11 protein-coding genes are annotated in these 18223 nt (G+C 66.2%); 7 read left to right on the top strand and 4 right to left on the bottom strand.

Annotation, left to right across the window (positions count from 1 at the left end):
* The coding region (locus ATE71_RS22790) for a hypothetical protein (protein ID WP_235587895.1) at window positions 1-263 on the bottom strand (263 nt) is incomplete at its 3' end.
* Here ATE71_RS22790 and ATE71_RS04115 point away from each other — a divergent pair.
* From ATE71_RS04115 to ATE71_RS04145, 7 genes are all read left to right on the top strand, one after another.
* Window positions 256-2880, top strand: a complete 2625-nt coding sequence (locus ATE71_RS04115; RefSeq protein WP_201022921.1) for an Rne/Rng family ribonuclease — start codon at window positions 256-258, stop codon at window positions 2878-2880. The two genes, ATE71_RS22790 and ATE71_RS04115, sit on opposite strands and share 8 nt — an antisense overlap.
* Before the next feature lie 242 nt (window positions 2881-3122).
* Entirely contained in the window at window positions 3123-4526 is a 1404-nt protein-coding gene (locus ATE71_RS04120; RefSeq protein ID WP_082665077.1) for a M48 family metalloprotease, read from the top strand.
* A 56-nt stretch (window positions 4527-4582) separates the two neighbouring features.
* Complete coding sequence (locus tag ATE71_RS04125) at window positions 4583-6172, top strand: thioredoxin domain-containing protein (RefSeq protein WP_058802185.1); 1590 nt, start codon at window positions 4583-4585, stop codon at window positions 6170-6172.
* 9 nt (window positions 6173-6181) lie between these two features.
* On the top strand, window positions 6182-8008 hold the full coding sequence (locus ATE71_RS04130; RefSeq protein ID WP_058802186.1) for a tetratricopeptide repeat-containing sulfotransferase family protein: 1827 nt from the start codon (window positions 6182-6184) through the stop codon (window positions 8006-8008).
* Between the two features lie 128 nt (window positions 8009-8136).
* The gene (locus tag ATE71_RS04135) at window positions 8137-10569 is read left to right on the top strand and encodes a TonB-dependent receptor (protein WP_414892435.1); all 2433 of its coding nucleotides are present in this window, start codon (window positions 8137-8139) and stop codon (window positions 10567-10569) included.
* A 58-nt stretch (window positions 10570-10627) separates the two neighbouring features.
* Window positions 10628-11917 (top strand): APC family permease, encoded by a 1290-nt coding sequence (locus ATE71_RS04140; RefSeq protein WP_058802187.1) that lies wholly within the window; start codon window positions 10628-10630, stop codon window positions 11915-11917.
* A gap of 233 nt (window positions 11918-12150) precedes the next feature.
* Window positions 12151-14121: an AAA family ATPase gene (locus ATE71_RS04145; RefSeq protein ID WP_058802188.1), complete on the top strand. Its 1971-nt coding sequence runs from the start codon at window positions 12151-12153 to the stop codon at window positions 14119-14121.
* On the opposite strand, the gene ATE71_RS04150 is transcribed toward ATE71_RS04145, so the two are convergent.
* From ATE71_RS04150 to ATE71_RS04160, 3 genes are all read right to left on the bottom strand, one after another.
* Window positions 14098-15702: a phytoene desaturase family protein gene (locus ATE71_RS04150; protein ID WP_058802189.1), complete on the bottom strand. Its 1605-nt coding sequence runs from the start codon at window positions 15700-15702 to the stop codon at window positions 14098-14100. The genes ATE71_RS04145 and ATE71_RS04150 overlap by 24 nt on opposite strands.
* Window positions 15699-16919 carry an FAD-dependent oxidoreductase gene (locus ATE71_RS04155; protein WP_058802190.1) on the bottom strand — a complete coding sequence of 407 codons (1221 nt, stop codon included), beginning with the start codon at window positions 16917-16919 and terminating at the stop codon, window positions 15699-15701. Before ATE71_RS04155 ends, ATE71_RS04150 begins: the two co-directional genes overlap by 4 nt.
* A 108-nt stretch (window positions 16920-17027) precedes the next feature.
* Window positions 17028-18191 (bottom strand): aromatic ring-hydroxylating oxygenase subunit alpha, encoded by a 1164-nt coding sequence (locus ATE71_RS04160; RefSeq protein WP_058802191.1) that lies wholly within the window; start codon window positions 18189-18191, stop codon window positions 17028-17030.
* Window positions 18192-18223: the final 32 nt, after the last annotated feature.

Below are 18223 nucleotides of genomic sequence, written 5' to 3' on the forward strand. Positions count from 1 at the left end.
CGCCCTGCCCGCCCGCTCATCCCGTAACAGGTTGATGCCGCATGAGGCTTGCCATGCCCTCTTCTATTCGCGACGCGGGCGCTTTCGCCCCGGCCGTCGCCGGATACGAAGACCGCATGCGCGTCCAGGACCGGACGCAGGCCCCCCGCGGCAATAACGTCTTTTTCCTTTTCACCCTTTTCCGCCGCAGCAACCCTTCGGGGTGGTTCGCGGGATTTTTTGATGGCGCGCCGAGGCGCGCTTGGAGTGTAACGAATGACCACGCGCATGTTGATCGACGCGCGGCACCGGGAAGAAACCCGGGTCGCCGTCACCAAGGGAAACCGCATCGAGGAGTTTGATTTCGAGTCCGCCGAGCACAAGCAGCTCAAGGGCAATATTTATCTGGCCAAGGTAACCCGCGTCGAACCGTCCCTGCAGGCGGCGTTCGTCGAATATGGCGGCAACCGCCACGGCTTCCTCGCCTTCAGCGAAATCCACCCCGACTACTACCAGATTCCGAAGGAAGACCGCGAAGCGCTGTTGCGCGAAGAGGCAGAACATGCCGCCGCCGCCGCGCAGCGCGCCGAGGAGGACCTCGACGAGCTCGAGGGCGATGTCGCCGACGTCGAATATCACGACGAAGACGAGAATGGCGACGCCCCCGCGCCCGAAACCATCGGTGAAGAGACCGAAGGCGACGAGGAAGAGGGTGCCGATAATGGCGATGCCGACGACGGCGAGGAAAGCGCCGAAGAAGGCAAGGACGGCCGCAGCGACCGCAAACGCCGTGGCCGCGACGGCCGCAAGGGTGGCCGGGGTCGTGGACGCGGCCGCCGGGGCGACGATGAGGATGGCGAAAGCCGTATGTCGCTGCGCCGCCGTTACAAGATCCAGGACGTCATCCGCCGCCGTCAGGTGATGCTGGTGCAGGTCGTCAAGGAAGAGCGCGGCAACAAAGGCGCGGCACTCACCACCTACCTGTCGCTCGCCGGCCGCTACTGCGTGCTGATGCCGAACACGATGCACGGCGGCGGGATCAGCCGTAAGATTTCAAACGGCGCCGATCGCCGCAAGCTGAAGGCAATGATCGACGAACTCAACCTGCCGCCGACGATGGGCTGCATCGTGCGCACTGCGGGGATGAGCCGCACCAAGGTCGAGATCAAGCGCGACTTCGACTATCTCGCGCGCCTGTGGGACGAGATTCGCGAGAATACGCTCGGTAGCTCCGCGCCGGCGCTGATCCATTCGGACAGCGACCTCGTGAAGCGCGCGATCCGCGATATCTATCACAAGGATATCGAGGAAGTGCTTGTCGAGGGCGAGGAAGGTTACAAGGCCGCCAAGCAGTTCATGAAGCTCTTGATGCCGAGCCACGCGCGGCGCGTGAAGCAATATGCCGACCCCGTCTCGCTCTATCAGCGCTATGGCGTCGAGGACCAGCTCGCGGGGATGCTCAATCCCGTCGTCCAGCTGAAATCGGGCGGCTATCTGGTGATCAACCCGACCGAGGCGCTGGTGTCGATCGACATCAACTCGGGCCGGTCGACGCGGGAGCATAATATCGAGCAGACCGCGCTCAGCACCAACCTCGAGGCTGCGGCCGAGATCGCGCGCCAGCTGCGCCTGCGCGATATGGCCGGGCTGATCGTGATCGACTTCATCGACATGGATCATGGCTCGAACGTCCGCAAGGTCGAGCGCGCGATGAAGGACGCGCTGAAGAACGACCGCGCGCGTATCCAGGTGGGCCGCATCTCGGGCTTCGGCCTGATGGAGATGAGCCGCCAGCGCCTGCGCACCGGCGTGCTCGAAGCGTCGACGCGGCCCTGCCCGCATTGCGAGGGTACCGGGCTCGTCCGCACCGCTTCGTCGGCGGGCCTCAGCGCGCTGCGCCTGATCGAAGAGGAAGCCGCGCGCGGCAAGGGCAACAAGATCACCCTGCGCGCGAGCCAGGAGGCGACCTTCTACCTGCTCAACGAAAAGCGCCGCGAACTGCGCGAGATCGAAGAGCTTTACGGCGTTACCGTCGAAATCCTGCCGGATGGCGAGACCGAGGGTGCGCGCATGGCGGTCGAAGTGAGCGGCCCGCCGCCGGTCGCGCGCCGCAGCTTCGCACCGATCGCACCGATCGAGGACGACGACGACGAGGACTTCCCCGAAGAGGAGGAAGAGGAAGCCGCCGAGGAAGAGAGCGAGCGCCCGGCCCGGTCGCGCGACCGTGAAGACGGCGAAGGCGATGGCGAGGGCCGCAAGCGCCGTCGCCGCCGTCGCCGCGGTCGCCGCGGCCGCCGCGACGAGGATGGCAACGAAATCGGCGAAGGCGGCGATGAGAGCGGAAGCGACGCCGGCGAAACCGAAGAAGGCGATGCCGCGCCGACGGAAATCGTCGAGTCGACGCCCGAAGCAGCCGAGGCTGAGGCGGACGACGCCGATGCCAAGCCGCGGCGCCGCCGTGGCGGCCGTGGTCGCAAGAAAGCCGATGCGGTAGAGGCGGCCGACGAGGCCGCGACCGAAGCCGAAGCGCCCGCAGAGGTGGTGGAAGCCCCCGAGCCTGTTGCCGAAGAAGCCCCGGCCGCAGAGGAAAAGCCGAAGCGCAAACGCGCTCCGCGCAAGACCAAGGCGGCCGCAGCAGCCGAAGCTGCCGAAGCCTCAGAAACTGCCGAAGCCCCTGCCGCCGAAACGCCGACGGAAGAGGCCGTGGCCGAGCCTGTGGCCGAGGCCGAACCCGCCAAGCCGGCGCCGAAGAAGCGCGCGAGCCGCGCGAAGAAGGCGGTCGCCGCCGAGGCGGCAGCCGAACCCGCAACCGCGGGCGAAGCCGAGCCGGAGGCCGCCGGTGACGAAGGTGCCGATGGCGAACCGCGCCGCGGCTGGTGGCAGCGCACGTTCGGCAATTGATCGGCTAAGCCGATCGGGCGGCAATTGATCGGCTAAGCCGATCGGGCGGCAATTGATCGGCTAAGCCGATCGGGCAGCAATTGATCGGCTAAGCCGATCGGGCGGCAATTGATCGGGCAAACCGATCGGGCAGCAATTGATCGCATAAGCGCGATCTGCACCTTGCGCCCGCGCGCGCTGGACCCCAATAAGCCTTGATGGCTTCACTTGGGGTTCAGGCGCGCGGCGCAAGAGACGCGGGGATGACCGCTTTCCCGCCGCAGCCCATGTTCGGCGCGCAAAGGCTGCGCGCCATGTTCCGTATCCTTCTCACCTTGCTCGCGATGTTCGCCATCGCGACGCGTCCGGCCGCGGCGCAGTCGATCCTGCGCGACGCCGAAACCGAGGCGCTGTTCCAGGACATGATGGACCCGCTGCTCATAGCGGCGGGGCTCCAGCCGGGGCAGGTGCGCGTCCACTTGCTCGGCGACCGCAGTATCAATGCGTTCGTGGCGGGAAGCCAGGACATCTATGTCTTCAGCGGGCTGATCGAAGCCGCCGACAGCGCCGAGGAAGTCCAGGGTGTGCTGGCGCACGAACTGGGCCATGTGATGGGCGGCCATGCGATCCGGGTGAACGACGGGGCGCGCGCGGCGACGAATATCTCGCTGCTCAGCCTGCTTCTCGGCGCGGCGGCGATCGCCGCGGGCGGCGGCGAGGCGGGCATGGGCATCATGATGGCCGGCCAGCAGGCGGCGCTCGGCAAATTTCTCGCTTTCAGCCGCGTCCAGGAATCGACCGCCGACGCCGCAGGCGCACAATATCTGTCGAAGGCGGGGATCAGCGGCCGCGGCAGCCTGGCTTTCTTCAAGAAATTGCAGAATCTCGAATTTCGCTATGCGGTGAAGCAGGACGACGATCAGGCCTATGGCCGGACCCACCCGATGTCGGGCGACCGTATCCAGACGCTGCGCGAAGTCTATGTCATCGATCCCGCGTGGGACAAACCGGCCGACCCCGTCATCGAAAAGCGTTTCCAGCGGATCAAGGCGAAGCTTTCGGGCTATATGTCGGATCCCGAACGAACGCTGCGCCAGTTTCCCGAAAGCAACAACAGCATTCCCGCGCGCTATGCCCGCGCCTATGCCTGGCACAAGAGTGCCTATCCGCAAAAGGCGCTCACCGAAGTCGAGGGCTTGCTCGCCATCGACCCCGAAGATCCCTATTTCCTGGAACTCGAAGGACAGGTGCTGCTCGAATCGGGGCGGCCCAAGGAAGCGATTCCGGCGCTGCGCAAGGCCGTCGCGCGGTCGCGATCGCAACCGTTAATCAGCGCGACGCTGGGCCACGCGTTGATCGCGACCGAGGATCCCGCCAATTTCGCCGAAGCCGAAAAGGTGCTGAAGACGGCCGTTGCGCTCGACAATCAGAACCCGTTTGCCTGGTACCAGCTCGGCATCGTCTATGCCAACAAGGGCGATCAGGCGCGCGCCGCGCTCGCCTCGGCGGAACGCTACAGCCTTGAGGGTGGACAGGCCGGGCTGGCGCTGCGTAATGCCGAAACGGCGATGCAGGGCCTGCCCCAGGGGTCGCCCGACTGGATCCGTGCACAGGATATTTCGCTGGTTGCCCGCGCCGAGGTGGAACGGACACGCAAACGGCGCTAGATTCACCGGAACAATGCGGGGACCGCATCGCCAATACCGATGCGCAAGGGCAACAAGTGACTGACAAAAAAGACGATTATTACCAGCCATGGCTGCGCGACCCCGCGCCCACGCCGGGCGTGGGCGCGACCCGGCATGACGAGGGGCTGGCAAAGCCCAAGGACGAGCCGCCGGTCGGCATCGACCTATCGCGTTACACAAGCGCCGAGAAACTGCGCGATCCGCTGGTGAAGCGCGACGCGATCAAGGCCGGCGCGGCGAGCCTATGGGATCGCATCCGGGACGGCGCCGAGTCCTTTGCCGACTGGACGATCCGCGTCGGCGAGCGCGCCGACATCCCCGCGCGCGTCGAGGCGATGGAAATCCCGCGCCGTTCGCGCGAACTGGCTGCAAAGACCGGACATTTGACCGCGCGCGCGGCGCGCGCGGCCGGACGCGGTTCGGCAAAGGCCGGCCGCGTCGCCGCCAAGGCCAGCGGCGAGGCGTGGGACAGGATGGCGCTGGGCGACAAGGCGCGGAAGCTGTCGAGCGCAGCCGGGCGCGGGATCGGCCAAGTCGCGGGCAAGACCCGGGCCGGGGTCGCGGATGTCGCTCGAGCGAGCGGCGAAAGCCTTCGCGAAGGCATCGGCGATGCGGCGAGCAAGCTTCGCCCTGCTCCCCGCGAGGAACCCGCGCCGCCGCCCTCGGGACTCGAACAATTGCTCGCGCGCGAAGAGGCCGCCGCGTCAGAGGCGAAGGTGCCGACCGTGCCCGACCTGCCGCTGTTCGCGGGCGACGCCGCGATCCCGGCAACGGCGAGTACCGCGGTCTCTCTGGAGGGCGACGACCGGTCGCCACCCCCGCCGCGGGCGAAAAAGACGGCAGGAACGAAGGCGATGTCGGCACCGCGCTTGCCGGAAACGAGGGGGACGGAAATGAATGGCGTCATAACACGCCCATGGGCTGCGGCAGCGGGCGGAATCCTCATGCTCGCCGCCGTTTTCTGGCTCGGGGGCCGCTTCGGCGGGGGAATGAGCAAGAGCGAGGTCGAAACCGTCGTCGCCGATTATATCAAGGCGAATCCGCAGATCATACCCGAAGCGCTCGAAGCGCAGCGCGGGCGCGAAATCGCCAAGGCGATCGACGCGATCCGCCCGGCGCTTGAAAAGCCCTATGCCGGCGCATGGGCGGGCAATGCCGACGGCGACGTGACGCTCGTGGTATTCACCGATTATGCCTGCGGATTCTGCCGCGCGAGCGTGCCCGACGTCGACCGGCTTATCCGCGAGGACAAGCGCCTGAAAGTCGTGTTCCGCGAACTGCCGATCATCGCCACGCAAAGCCGCGACGCCGCGATCATGGCGCTCGCCGCCGCGCGGCAAGGTAAATATGACGCCTTTCACCACGCAATGTTCCAGGCAAGCTCGCTCGACCGGACGGCGATCGCCGCGGCGGCGGCGAAGGCCGGCGTGGTTACCGACGGCAGCGCCGATGCGACCGCGAACGAAGCGCTGTTCCAGCGTGAACTCGACAGCAATCTGGCGATCGCGACGCAGCTCCAGCTCAACGCAACCCCGACCTGGATCGTCGGCGACCAGCTGCTGCAGGGGCAGGTCGGCTATGACACGCTGCGGCAGGCCATCGGCAAAGCGCGGGCCGCGAGCTGAGGCGCGGCATTGGCGACGGTCACCCATGACGAAGCGCTCGCCAACGCCCGCCGGCTGCTGAACGGGCAGCCCGGCGCCGCGCTCGAGCAGGCGCGCGCGATCGTCGGTGCCGTCCCTACCTCGGCAGCGGCGCACCGGATCGCGGCAGAAGCGCTGCGCCGGCTGGGGCGCGAAGACGAGGCCGCCGAGGCCGCGCTCGCGGCGGTTGCCGCCGCGGTGCATGACGAGGCGATGATCGATACGGCGCTCGCGCTCGCCGAAAACCGCCTGCCCGATGCCGAAGCGGCACTCCGCGCGCGGCTGAAGGAAGACCCGACCGACGTCGCGGCGATCCGCATGCTCGCCGAAGTCGCCGGGCGGATCGGCCGCTATGGCGACGCCGAAAAACTGCTCACCCGCGCGCTCGAACTGGCGCCGGGGTTCGGCGCGGCGCGCGCCAATCTCGCCACCGTGCTTTACAAGCAAAACCGCTATGCCGAGGCTGTCGAAACGCTCGACGCGGTGCTGGCGGGCGACCCCGACAACCCCGCGCACGCGAATCTGAAGGCCGCCGCGCTCGGCCGGATCGGCGGCTATGACGAAGCGATCGCGCTTTATGCCGAGCTGGTCGAGCGCTTCCCCGGCCATGCGAAGCTGTGGATGAGTTACGGCCATATGCTGAAGACGGTGGGACGCCAGGAAGACAGCGTTGCCGCCTATCGCCGCGGCCTCGATGCCGAGCCGGGACTGGGCGAAATCTGGTGGAGCCTCGCCAACCTCAAAACCATTCGCTTTGGCGAAGCCGACCGGCAGGCGATGGAAGCGGCACTCGCGACCGCCGCGCCCGCCGGCACCGAGCGCGACGACGACCGGCTGCACCTGCATTTCGCGCTGGGCAAGGCCTATGACGATGCGGGCGAGCCTGCCGCTGCGTTCCGCCATTATGCCGCGGGCAATGCGATTCGCGCCGGCCAACTCGGCTATGACGCCGCCGAGACGCGCGCGATCGTCGATACGGCGATCGCGACCTGCACCGCCGGCTTCTTTGCCGAACGCGCCGGACAGGGGGACCCCAGCGGCGACCCGGTCTTCATCCTGGGGATGCCGCGCGCCGGATCGACGCTGATCGAACAGATTTTGGCTAGTCATTCGGCGATCGAGGGGACGATGGAATTGCCCGACATCCCCGCGCTCGCGCTCGGCCTCGGCCGCGAGACGAAGGGTGACGGCCGCCACTGGATCGCCGCCCTCGCCGAGGCTTCGACCGACAAGCTCGCCGAGATGGGGGCCGCCTTCCTTCGCCGCACCGCAGTGCAGCGCAAGACCGCCAAGCCGCTCTATATCGACAAGCTGCCGAACAATTGGCTCTATACCCCGCTGATCCGGCTGATCCTGCCCAATGCTAGGATCATCGACGCGCGGCGCCACCCGCTCGATTGCTGCTGGTCGAATTTCCGCCAGCATTTCGCCAAGGGACAGGCGTTCAGTTACCGCCTGTCCGACATGGGCGCCTATTACCGCGACTATGTGCGGCTGATGGCGCATCTCGACGCGGTGCAGCCGGGGCGCATCCACCGGGTCATCCATGAGGCGCTATTGAGCGATCCGGAGGCCGAGGTGCGCGCCCTGCTCGCTTTCCTCGGACAGCCGTTCGAGGAGGGCTGCATGGATTTCCATGCCAATGCGCGCGCGGTGCGCACGGCGTCGAGCGAACAGGTGCGTCGCCCGATCAACCGCGACGGGGTCGACCAATGGCGACCTTATGCCCGGTGGCTCGGACCGCTGGAGGAGGCGCTGGGGCCTGTTCCGAGCGCCTATCCGGCCGTTCCGGACGAATATCGGCCAACCACAGGGTAAATTCGTTGCCTTTGGGCAACATCTGGCGACATTTTCGACCAACGGCCGGGCGCGCCGACGAACTAGACTTGCGCTTGCGCTGCACCGCGTCATTCTCATGTCACATGCTTGTCATCTGTGGGGGGTCCATGATGCGGAATCGGTCGGCACTTTGGGTTAAGGGCGGCGCGATGCTGCTCGGTAGCACCATCCTTGCCACGTCGGGAACGGCGTTGGCGCTGCAGTCGAATACGGGGGGTGACAGCGACATCGTCGTCACCGCCTCTAAGCGCGAGGAAAATCTTCAGGACGTGCCGCTGGCGATCACCGCGATCGGCAACGAACGGCTCGGCGAGCTTCAGGTCAAGGAATTCCAGGACGTCGTCAAATTCCTGCCGTCGGTGACGATCCAGACGCTCGCGCCCGGGTTCAGCCAGGTCTATTTCCGCGGCGTCGCATCGGGCGAGAATGCCAACCACTCGGCATCGCTGCCGACCGTCGGCACCTATCTCGACGAGATGCCGATCACGACGATCCAGGGCTCGCTCGACATCCACGCCTATGACCTCGCGCGCGTCGAGGCACTCGCGGGGCCGCAGGGCACGCTCTATGGCGCGAGCTCGATGGCGGGCACGATCAAGCTCGTCACCAACCAGCCCGACACCAGCGGCACCTATGGCTCGCTGGGGATCGAACTCAACAGCGTCACGAGCGGCGGTATCGGCGGCGTTGCCGAAGGCTTCATCAACGCCCCGCTGGGCGAGCGCGCCGCGCTGCGCCTCGTCGGCTGGTATCGCCACGACGCCGGCTATATCGACAATATCGCGGGCAGCCGCATCTATCCTTCGCTGGAAGCAGAACAGGGCACCGCCGCGGCGACACAGGACAATGCCGCGCTCGTCGAAAAGGATTATAACGACGTCGATACCTATGGCGCCCGCCTCGCGCTAGGCATCGACCTCGACGACGACTGGACGATCCGCCCGACGCTGATGGGCCAGGTGCAGAAAGCCAATGGCAGCTTTGCGCAGGAACGGTCCAGCGCGGTGACGCGCAAGCTGCAGACGGTCCAGTATAACCCCGAGGTCAGCAAGGACAAATGGATCCAGGCAGCGCTGACGATCGAGGGCAAGATCGGCAGCTGGGACCTGACCGCAACCGGCGGGCACCTGCGGCGCAAGACGACAACCGAAAGCGACTATTCGGACTATGCCTATTTTTATGACGCCCTCTATGGCTATGGCGCCTATTTCTATGACAATAACGGCGATCTCGTCAGCCCGAACCAATATATCCAGGGCATCGACCGCTATAAGCGCAGCTTTGCCGAAGTTCGCGTCGCGTCGCCCGCCGACGCGCGTATCCGATTCATCGGCGGGGTGTTCTGGCAGCGCCAGTCGCACAATATCGAACAGAATTATGTTATCGACAATATCGCCGATTCGATCACCGTCACCGGGACGGACAGCGATATCTGGCTGACCAAGCAGCTGCGCGTCGACCGCGACTATGCAGCGTTCGGCGAAATCAGTTTCGATATCACCGACAAGTTGACGCTGACCGGCGGCGGCCGCGTGTACAAGTTCGACAACAGCCTTGTCGGCTTTTTCGGCTATTCGGCGGGCTATTCGAGCCGCACCGGCGAGGCGGCCTGTTTTGGGGGGCCGATCGTTTCGGGTTCTCCGTGCACCAACCTCGACAAGAGCACGAGCGACACCGATTTCATCCACAAGCTGAACCTGACGTATAAGGTCACCGACGATGTCATGATCTATGGCACCTGGTCGCGCGGCTTCCGTCCCGGCGGCATAAATCGCCGCGGCACCTTGCCGCCTTACGGTCCCGATACGCTCGACAATTATGAGTTCGGCTGGAAGACCAGTTTTGGCCCGTTCCGCTTCAACGGCGCGGTCTATCAGGAGGACTGGAATAATATCCAGCTCTCCTTCCTCGGCGCCAACGGCCTCACCGAAATTCGCAACGCGGGTATCGCGCGCATCCGAGGGATCGAAGCCGATCTGAGCTTCCGCGAGGGCGGCTTCTCGCTGAACCTTGGCGGCAGCTACAATGACGCGACGATCCGCCGCGATTTCTGCAAATTCGCCAACCCGGAGTTCGACTGCACGATCCCGGGACCTGACGGGACCGATGCCGATACGCTGCCCGACGCCAATGCCTTGCTTGCGCCGGCGGGTTCGCGCCTGCCCGTTACCGCCAAGTTCAAGGGCAATGCGGTGGCGCGCTATGAATTCCCGATCGAGGGCATGGACGGCCATATCCAGTTCGCGGCCAACCATATCGGCAAGCGCCGGTCCGACCTGCGTCCGTTCGAGAATGGCATCGTCGGCAATTTTAAGGCCTATACGACCGTCGACTTTAGCATTGGCGTCAAGGGCGAAAGCTGGGATGCCGAGCTGTTCGCGACCAATTTGTTCAACAGCAACGGCGTCATCAACAGCGCGGTCCAGTGCGGCGAATCGATCTGCGGCGACCCCGACGGGATCAGCAACACCGGCGGCGTCTTTTACGACAATGTCATCCGCCCGCGACTGATCGGGATCAAGGTGAGCAAAGATTTCTGACCGGGTAACCGATAGGACGACCAACAGCGAAAGGCCGGGCCAAAAGCTCGGCCTTTTGATGTGCGTCGCGCTCGGCATGGGCAATATGATCGGGTCGGGGGTGTTCCTGCTCCCGCGCGATCTGGCTCCGCTCGGCTGGAACGCGGTGATCGGCTGGGGCGTGTCGATCGCGGGTACGCTCTGCCTCGCGGTCGTGTTTGCGCGACTCGCGAAGCGGCTGCCCGAAGGCTGCGCCGCCTTCACCTATGGCGCCGCGGCTTTCGGCCCCGGGACGGGTTTCATCGTCGCATGGAGTTACTGGATCAGTTGCTGGACGGTGGTGGCGACGCTAGCGGTCGCGGCGATCAGCAACATGTCGATCCTGATGCCCTGGCTCGGCGACCAGGGGGCAGCGCCCGCGTGGATCGCGATCGGCTGCATCTGGTTCTTCACCCTGGTCAACCTGTTCGGCGTCCGCCGCGCCGGCGGCGCGCAGCTCCTGACCCTCGGCCTCAAACTGATTCCCGTGATCGGCGCGGTGATCGTCGGCGCCTGGGCGCTCGGCAGTGGCGCCGCGCCGCCGCCAACGATGGCGGGGACCGAACCCCTCAGCCTGTCGGGGGTCAGCTCGGCGGCGACACTGACCCTGTTCGCGCTGCTCGGTTTCGAAAGCGCATGCGTCGTCAGCGACCGCGTCAAGGACCCAGAACGCACCGTCCCGCGCGCGACAGTGATCGCGGCAGCCGCGGTCGGCCTGCTCTACCTGTTGTCGTGCACGACGGTGACGCTGCTGGTGCCGCTCGACGTGCTGCAGCAGTCGAACGCGGCCTATGCGACCTTCTTCGGTCGCCTCGTCAGCCCCGCCGCCGGCGACATCGTCGCGCTGTTTGCAGCGATCGCGGCGCTGGGCGCGCTCAACGGCTTCGTGCTGTTACAGGGCGACATCCCGCGTGACCTCGCGCGCCGCCGCCTGCTGCCGCAGGCGTTCGGCCGCGACAATGAATATGCCTCGCCGTGGGTCACCCAGCTCGTGTCGAGCGGGCTCGCGAGCCTCATCGTCTATGCCAATTATTCGCGCGGGCTCGCCGACCTGTTCGCCTTCATGGTGAAGGTCACGACGTCGACCGCGATCATCCTTTATATCGTCGGATCGCTCGCGGCGCTGGTCCTCGAACGGCAGGGCACCCTCAAAGTCTCCGCGGGCTTCGCCGCCGCCACGATCGCGGGCTTTGCCTATAGCTGCTGGGCCTTTTACGGCGCCGGGATCGAGGCCAGCCTGTGGAGTCTCGTCATGACCGCTGCGGGTGTGCCGATCTACCTGCTGATGCGCCAACGGCGCGCCGTCGTCGCCCGACGCCTTGTGCAATAACAAAAAATGGCCTATCGGCCGCGCTCCACTGGCCCGGTGCCAGGCCTTTTTTCGGAGACGTGACGTGTCGGACCGCCGAAATATTCAGGGGTTGAAACCCTGCGGCATCCGCCCGCTGTCGTAGCGCATTCGTCCTGAGGCGGTGCGCCACGGGCGCTGCCGCAATTTCCAACCCGCCAATCATCACTTCTGCCGCCGGGCGCCGTGCGTCCGCCGGCTGCAGGCAGGTATTTATGTTGCACGACAGCTTTTGGGCGCGCGCTCTCGCGCGCGCCATCGCCGCGGATCATCCCGGCAAGACCAGGACCGGCCGGGCGCTGCTCGGTTGGGCCCGCGCGCGCGCCGCCGCGCTCGGGTTCGAAGACAAGGCGATTGTCCGCGCGGGGTTGCTCGGGCCCTTGGCCCCGCCGCCCGAAACGCGCGGAGAGGAAAACCTGATTCAGGCGAACCGGCTGGCCGACGCGCTCGACCTCGCCGCCGAAGAGCGTGCGCTGCTGCTCTTCGCTACCGCCATGGATCGCGGGCCGCTGACGCGCAGCCTCGTCAAGCTCGTCGAAGCCGAGGCACTCGACATGGAGGCGCTGGCCGGAACGCTCACCGGCTTCGCACCGCACGCCATTCGCTCCGCCGAAGTAGTGCGGCTCGATCTCGTCGGGCGCTGGACAGGCAAGGAAGGAAAGATCGAGTTCGGCCTCTGCTGGTCGTTCGAGCGCCTGCTGGACGCCAAGGCCGGGCAGCATGAAAGCCTGCTGGACGGCCTGCTCGGGCAGCGGCAGCGTGCGCGCCATGCGCTCGCCGACTTCCCTGCGCAGCAGAGCGAAGCCAACCTGGCACTCGCGCTCCTGCGCGGCGCGCTGGCCGGCGGTGCGCGCGGGATCAATATCCTGATCCACGGGCCGCCGGGAACGGGGAAAACCGAACTCGCGCGGACGCTCGCAGCCGCGCTCGGCGAGCCGTTGCATGCAGTGGGCGAAGCCGACAGCGACGGGGAGGAGCCGAGCCGATTCGACCGCGTCGCCGCGTTGCGGCTGGCGCTGCGCACGCTTGAGAAGCGCGGGCGCGCCCTGTTGCTGTTCGACGAGATGGAAGATCTGCTCGGCAACGCGCAGGCCGAACCGGATGGGCGCATTCGCAACCGGGCCGGATCGAAGCTGTTCGTGAACCGACTGCTCGAGGACAATGTCGTGCCGGTCATCTGGACATCGAACTCCATCGTCGATGTCGATCCCGCCATTCTGCGCCGGTTCAGCCTGTCGGTCCGCATGGATTTTCCCGGCGTCGCGCACAGTCCGGCGATGCTGGAGCGGGTAAGCGCCGAGGAAGCGGTCGCGGTCGATCCGGCGTTGCAAGCCCTGGCGGCACGCGCACCCGAGGCGGCATCGCTGTTCCGCGTCGCTGCGCGCGCCGCCGGGCTGGCCGGCGACCCGGCGAGCGCAAGCCGCTTTGCGGGGTCTGTGCTTGGGGCCATGCACGGGCACGACATCGAACCCCGCGCGCCGCGCGCCTTCGACGAAAGCCTGCTCGTCGCCGATACCGACCTGCCGGCCCTTTTCGCGCAGTTGACGCGCGCAGGAGCGCCGGCCGATTTCTCGCTGCTGCTCACCGGATTGCCGGGAACGGGCAAGACCGAGGCGGTGCAGGCGCTGGCCCGGCAGTTGGGGCGTCCGCTCCACGTCAAGCGCGCGTCGGATCTGATGTCGAAATGGGTCGGCGAGACCGAGAAGCGCATCGCCGGCGCGTTCGCCGAAGCAAGGCGCCAAAGAGCGATGCTATTTTTCGACGAGGTCGATTCGCTGCTCGCCGACCGGCACGGCGCGTCAGCGGGCTGGGAAGTCAGTCAGGTCAACGAACTGCTGACCTGGATGGAGGAGCATCCCCTGCCCTTCGCCGCGGCGACCAACCATGCCGCAAGGCTCGATCCCGCATCGGCGCGCCGCTTCGTCTTCAAGGTCGAGATGCGCGCACTCGACACGGCACGGGCACGGCGGGCATTCAGCCATTTCTTCGGACGCGAAGCGCCCGCCCTACTCGACCGGGCCGACGGGCTGACGCTCGGCGACTTCGCGGTCGTTGCACGCCAGTTGCGCTTTCTGGGGGCGCAGGACGACAAGACGCTGGTCGAGCGTCTGCAGCGCGAGCAGGCGGCGCGCCCGGCGATGCTGCAAGCGATCGGTTTCTGCTCAGCGCCAGCGCGGGGCGAATAGGCTCCGGTCGCGCAGGATCACATGCGCGGCATTGTGCCCCGGCGCGCCCGTGACACCGCCGCCGGGGTGCGTGCCCGCGCCGCAGATATAGAGCCCCTTGACCGCCCCGCGATAGCCGCCATTGCCGAGCACCGGGCGCGCGGCCCACAGCTGGTCGAGGCTCATATTGCCGTGCATGATGTCGCCGCCGACGAGCCCGAACTTGCGTTCGAGGCCCTTGGGCGACAGCCGCGTCTGGGCGATGATGCTCGCGCGGAAACCGGGAGCGTGCTTTTCGACGGTGTCGATAATGCAATCGGCGGCGGCTTTCTCCTCGTCGTCCCAGTTGCGGCCGTCAGGCAATTCGGGCGCGAACTGCTGACAGAAGAGGCTCGCGACATGCTGGCCCGGAGGCGCGAGGCTGTCGTCGACGGTCGACGGGATCAGCATCTCGACGATCGGCGCCTTCGACCAGCCATATTGCTTCGCGTCGAGGAAGGCACGGTCCATATAATCGAGCGTCGGCGCGAGGATGATCCCCGACTGGTGATGCTCGCCGGGTTCCGGAAGGCAGGTGAATTTTGGGAGCTCGCTGAGCGCGACATTCATGCGGAAGGTGCCGCTGCCCGCCTTGAACCCCTTGATCCGGCGTTCGAAACCCGCGGGCAGGTCGCTTGCGTCCATCATCCGTTCGTAGAGCAGTTTCGGCCCGACGTTTGCGATGACGCGCGCCGACGCGATCTCCTCGCCGCCGACGAGCTTGACGCCGACCGCCTTGCCGCCATCGACAAGCACTTTCGCAACCGGGCTTTCGAGGCTGATCTCGACCCCCATGTCGCGGCAAACCTTCGCCATGATCTCGGTGATCTTGCCCATGCCGCCGACGCTGTGGCCCCACGCGCCCTTCTTGCCGTTCACCTCGCCAAAGACGTGGTGGAGCAGGACATAGGCGCTGCCGGGCGTGTCGGGGCTGGCATAATTGCCGACGACCGCGTCGAAGCCGAAGGCGGCCTTGACCGCTTCGCTCTCGAACCAAGCGTCGAGCATCGTCCGCGCCGACTTGGTGAAGAGGTCGAGCACGTCGCGCTGTTGTTCGAGGCTGAGCGTCGCGAAGCGCCGCCCCTGCCGCGCGCCGTCGAGCAAGGTGCGCAGCCCCTCGCCGACGTTGGGCGGTACCTTGAGCGCGAGATCGCGGAGCAATTCGGCGACATTTTCGAGCGCGTCATAATAGGCGGGCAGCACCTCGGCGTCGCGCGCGCTGAACTTGCGAAACTCGGCCTGCGTGCGTTCGAGCCCGCCGCCGAGCTTCAAATAGCCGCCATCCTCTTGCGGCAGGAAATTGCTGATCGGCCGCTCGATCACGCGATAGCCGTGATCGGCGAGCTTCATGTCGGCGATCACCTTCGGCTGGAGCAGGCTGACCGTGTAGCTCGCGACCGAATTGCGGAACCCCGGCGCGAACTCCTCGGTCACCGCGGCGCCGCCGACGACGTCGCGCGCCTCGACGATCCGCACTCTCAGCCCCGCCTTGGCAAGATAGAAGGCGCAGACGAGGCCGTTGTGGCCGGCGCCGATAATCAACGCGTCATAGGCTTTGGTCATGAAAAGTCTTTCGCAAGCGGGGATTGGACATGCTGCCGGCCGAAGCCAAGGCCGAGAATGCGGCCTGGAATGCGGCGGAGCAGCGGGATGCGGTCGAGCAGGCGCACCGCGAGGGGCACGCGGGTAATTTCGCCGCGGAGCATCGGTTCGATGATATTCCGGTGCGCGAAACGCTGGAGCCCCTGCATCCGTACCGTCGGTTTCCAACGGCGCGCCTGCACGCGGGCGAGCAATGGGTCGGGATCGGCGCCCCCGGCAAGCGGTGCGGCAAGGATATTCGCCGCGGCAACGGCATCCTGCACCGCAAGGTTGATGCCGACCCCGCCGACGGGGGACATTGCGTGCGCGGCGTCGCCGATCGCGAGCAGCCCGGGACGCGACCAGCGGGTCAGCCGGTCGAGCGCGACCGAAAGCAATTTTACATCTGCAAAGCTGTGGATCGCATTGATCCCCGCGGCAAGGCCGGGGGCGATAGCAACGACCTGCTCGCGGAAGGTCGCGATGCCGCGCGCCTCGATCGCGGCAAAACCGCCCTTTTCGATGATCCGGGCACATTGCCAATAATCGCCGCGCGGGATCGCGACGACCATCCCGCGCGTGTCGACCGAGCCGAGTGCGACTTCGGACATGTCCATACCCGCAGGCACGGGGACGCGGAACCACAGCACGTCCATTGGCGCGCCCAAATCTTCGAGCGGCAATTCGGCGGCATCGCGCAGCACCGAGCGGCGCCCGTCGGCAGCGATGACGAGCCGCGCGGGCAAGACCTCGCCGTTCGCGAGCGTCACACCGCTGACGCGTCCGCCGGCGTCATAGATGAGCCCCGTCGCCTCGGTCGACATGCGCAGGTCGAAGGTCGGGTAACGCCTGCCCTGCCCCGCGATGAAATCGAGCAGGTCCCATTGCGGCATCATCGCGACGAAGCGCGCCGCGACGGGCAGATGCTTCATCGTCGCAATCGTATAGCGCCCACCCAGCAGGCCCAGCGTCATCGTGTCGATCGCGGCGTGCGGTTCCTTGAGAAGTTCTTCGAGCAGTCCGATTTCGTTGAACAGCTCGAGCGTCGAGGGGTGGACGGTGTCGCCGCGGAAATCGCGGAGGAAATCGGCGTGTTTTTCGAGCACGGTCACGCGCACCCCGGCGCGCGCGAAGAGCAGCCCCGCGACCATGCCGGCGGGTCCGCCGCCGACGATGATGACTGGAAGGTCGCTCTTCATTCTCCCCTCCCGCTTGCGGGAAGGGCCGGGGGAGGGCCTGTCCCACTGACAATCGACCGGGAGGAAACAGGCCCTCCTCTAACCCCTCCCGCAAGCGGGAGGTGAATTTTACCGGCTCCAACCCGCCCGCGGCGCGTGCTCCAGCCGCGCCTCGGGGATGATGTCGCGCATCCGCGAACAGAAATGCTTGAGGCACACTTCCTTGTCGCTGAGCGGCCCCATCGAAAAGCTTTTCGACTGCATGCCTTGCTGGACGCGGGTGATCAGCGCCGTATCCTCGGCGTTGACCTGCCGGTTGATGCGCCAGTTGAGATAACGCGCCGCCTTCATCTCGCGCCGCTCATCGGGCAGCACGTATGAAATTTCGCGGATCAGGCAAGTCGTCGGCCCGGTCGGCAACCATTGCATGAAATCGACCTGGTCGGGATAGATGTCGAAGGCGACATTGGGCCAGAGCTTGAAATAGAGCCAGTGACGCTGCCGGTCTTCGGGCAGGTGCGGCACCGGCGGCAGCAGGCGCTGATACATGCGCTCGGACCAGTTCACCGAGGGCCGGTCGATCAGGTCGCCCCACATGCGGTCAACCCGCTCCTCGGCCTCGACGCCATAGCTTTTGCCGAACAAGCGGGTGAGGCCGGGATGGGCGACGGGAATGTGGAGGCCGTCCGAATAATTGTCGCCGACATTTTTCCAGTTCACGTCGCGCGGGCGGAGCGTGACGCGGCCGAGCGCGCCGAGGTGCTCGAAACGATAGGGTTCGACCATCGCCTCATAGGGCGCCATCATCGCCGCGACCGACGGGCCACCGTCATTCTCGAGCCGGACGAACCAGAAGCCGCGCCATTGTTCGAGGCCGACGACGACGAGCCCCGCATTGCTCTTGTCGAGCGTGGGATAACTCGCCGAATCGGGAACGCCGCTCAGCCGGCCGTCGAGTTCGTAAGTCCAGGCGTGATAGGGACAGACGAGCTTTTTCGCGCAGCCTGCCGCGCCGTCTACGAGGCGCGAGCCGCGATGGCGGCAGACATTGGTGAAGGCGCGAACGTTGCTGTCGGTGCCACGCACCAGAATCACGCTCTCGCCGCAATAGTCGATGCTGTGCCAGTCACCGACGTTCGGGATATCGCTGTCGTGGCAGACGACCTGCCAGCTCGGGCGGAAAATCCGCTCCATTTCAGCATTGTAGAAATCGGGGTCGCTGTAGGTCCACGCAGGTAACGACCAACCGTCGAGAGGGTCCAGATTCGAATCGCGAAGCGGTGCAGTTGCCATGGCTCGTTCCTTGTTATACGAACGTATAACAA

The sequence above is a fragment of the Sphingopyxis sp. H115 genome (assembly GCF_001468465.1).
GTDB lineage: Bacteria > Pseudomonadota > Alphaproteobacteria > Sphingomonadales > Sphingomonadaceae > Sphingopyxis.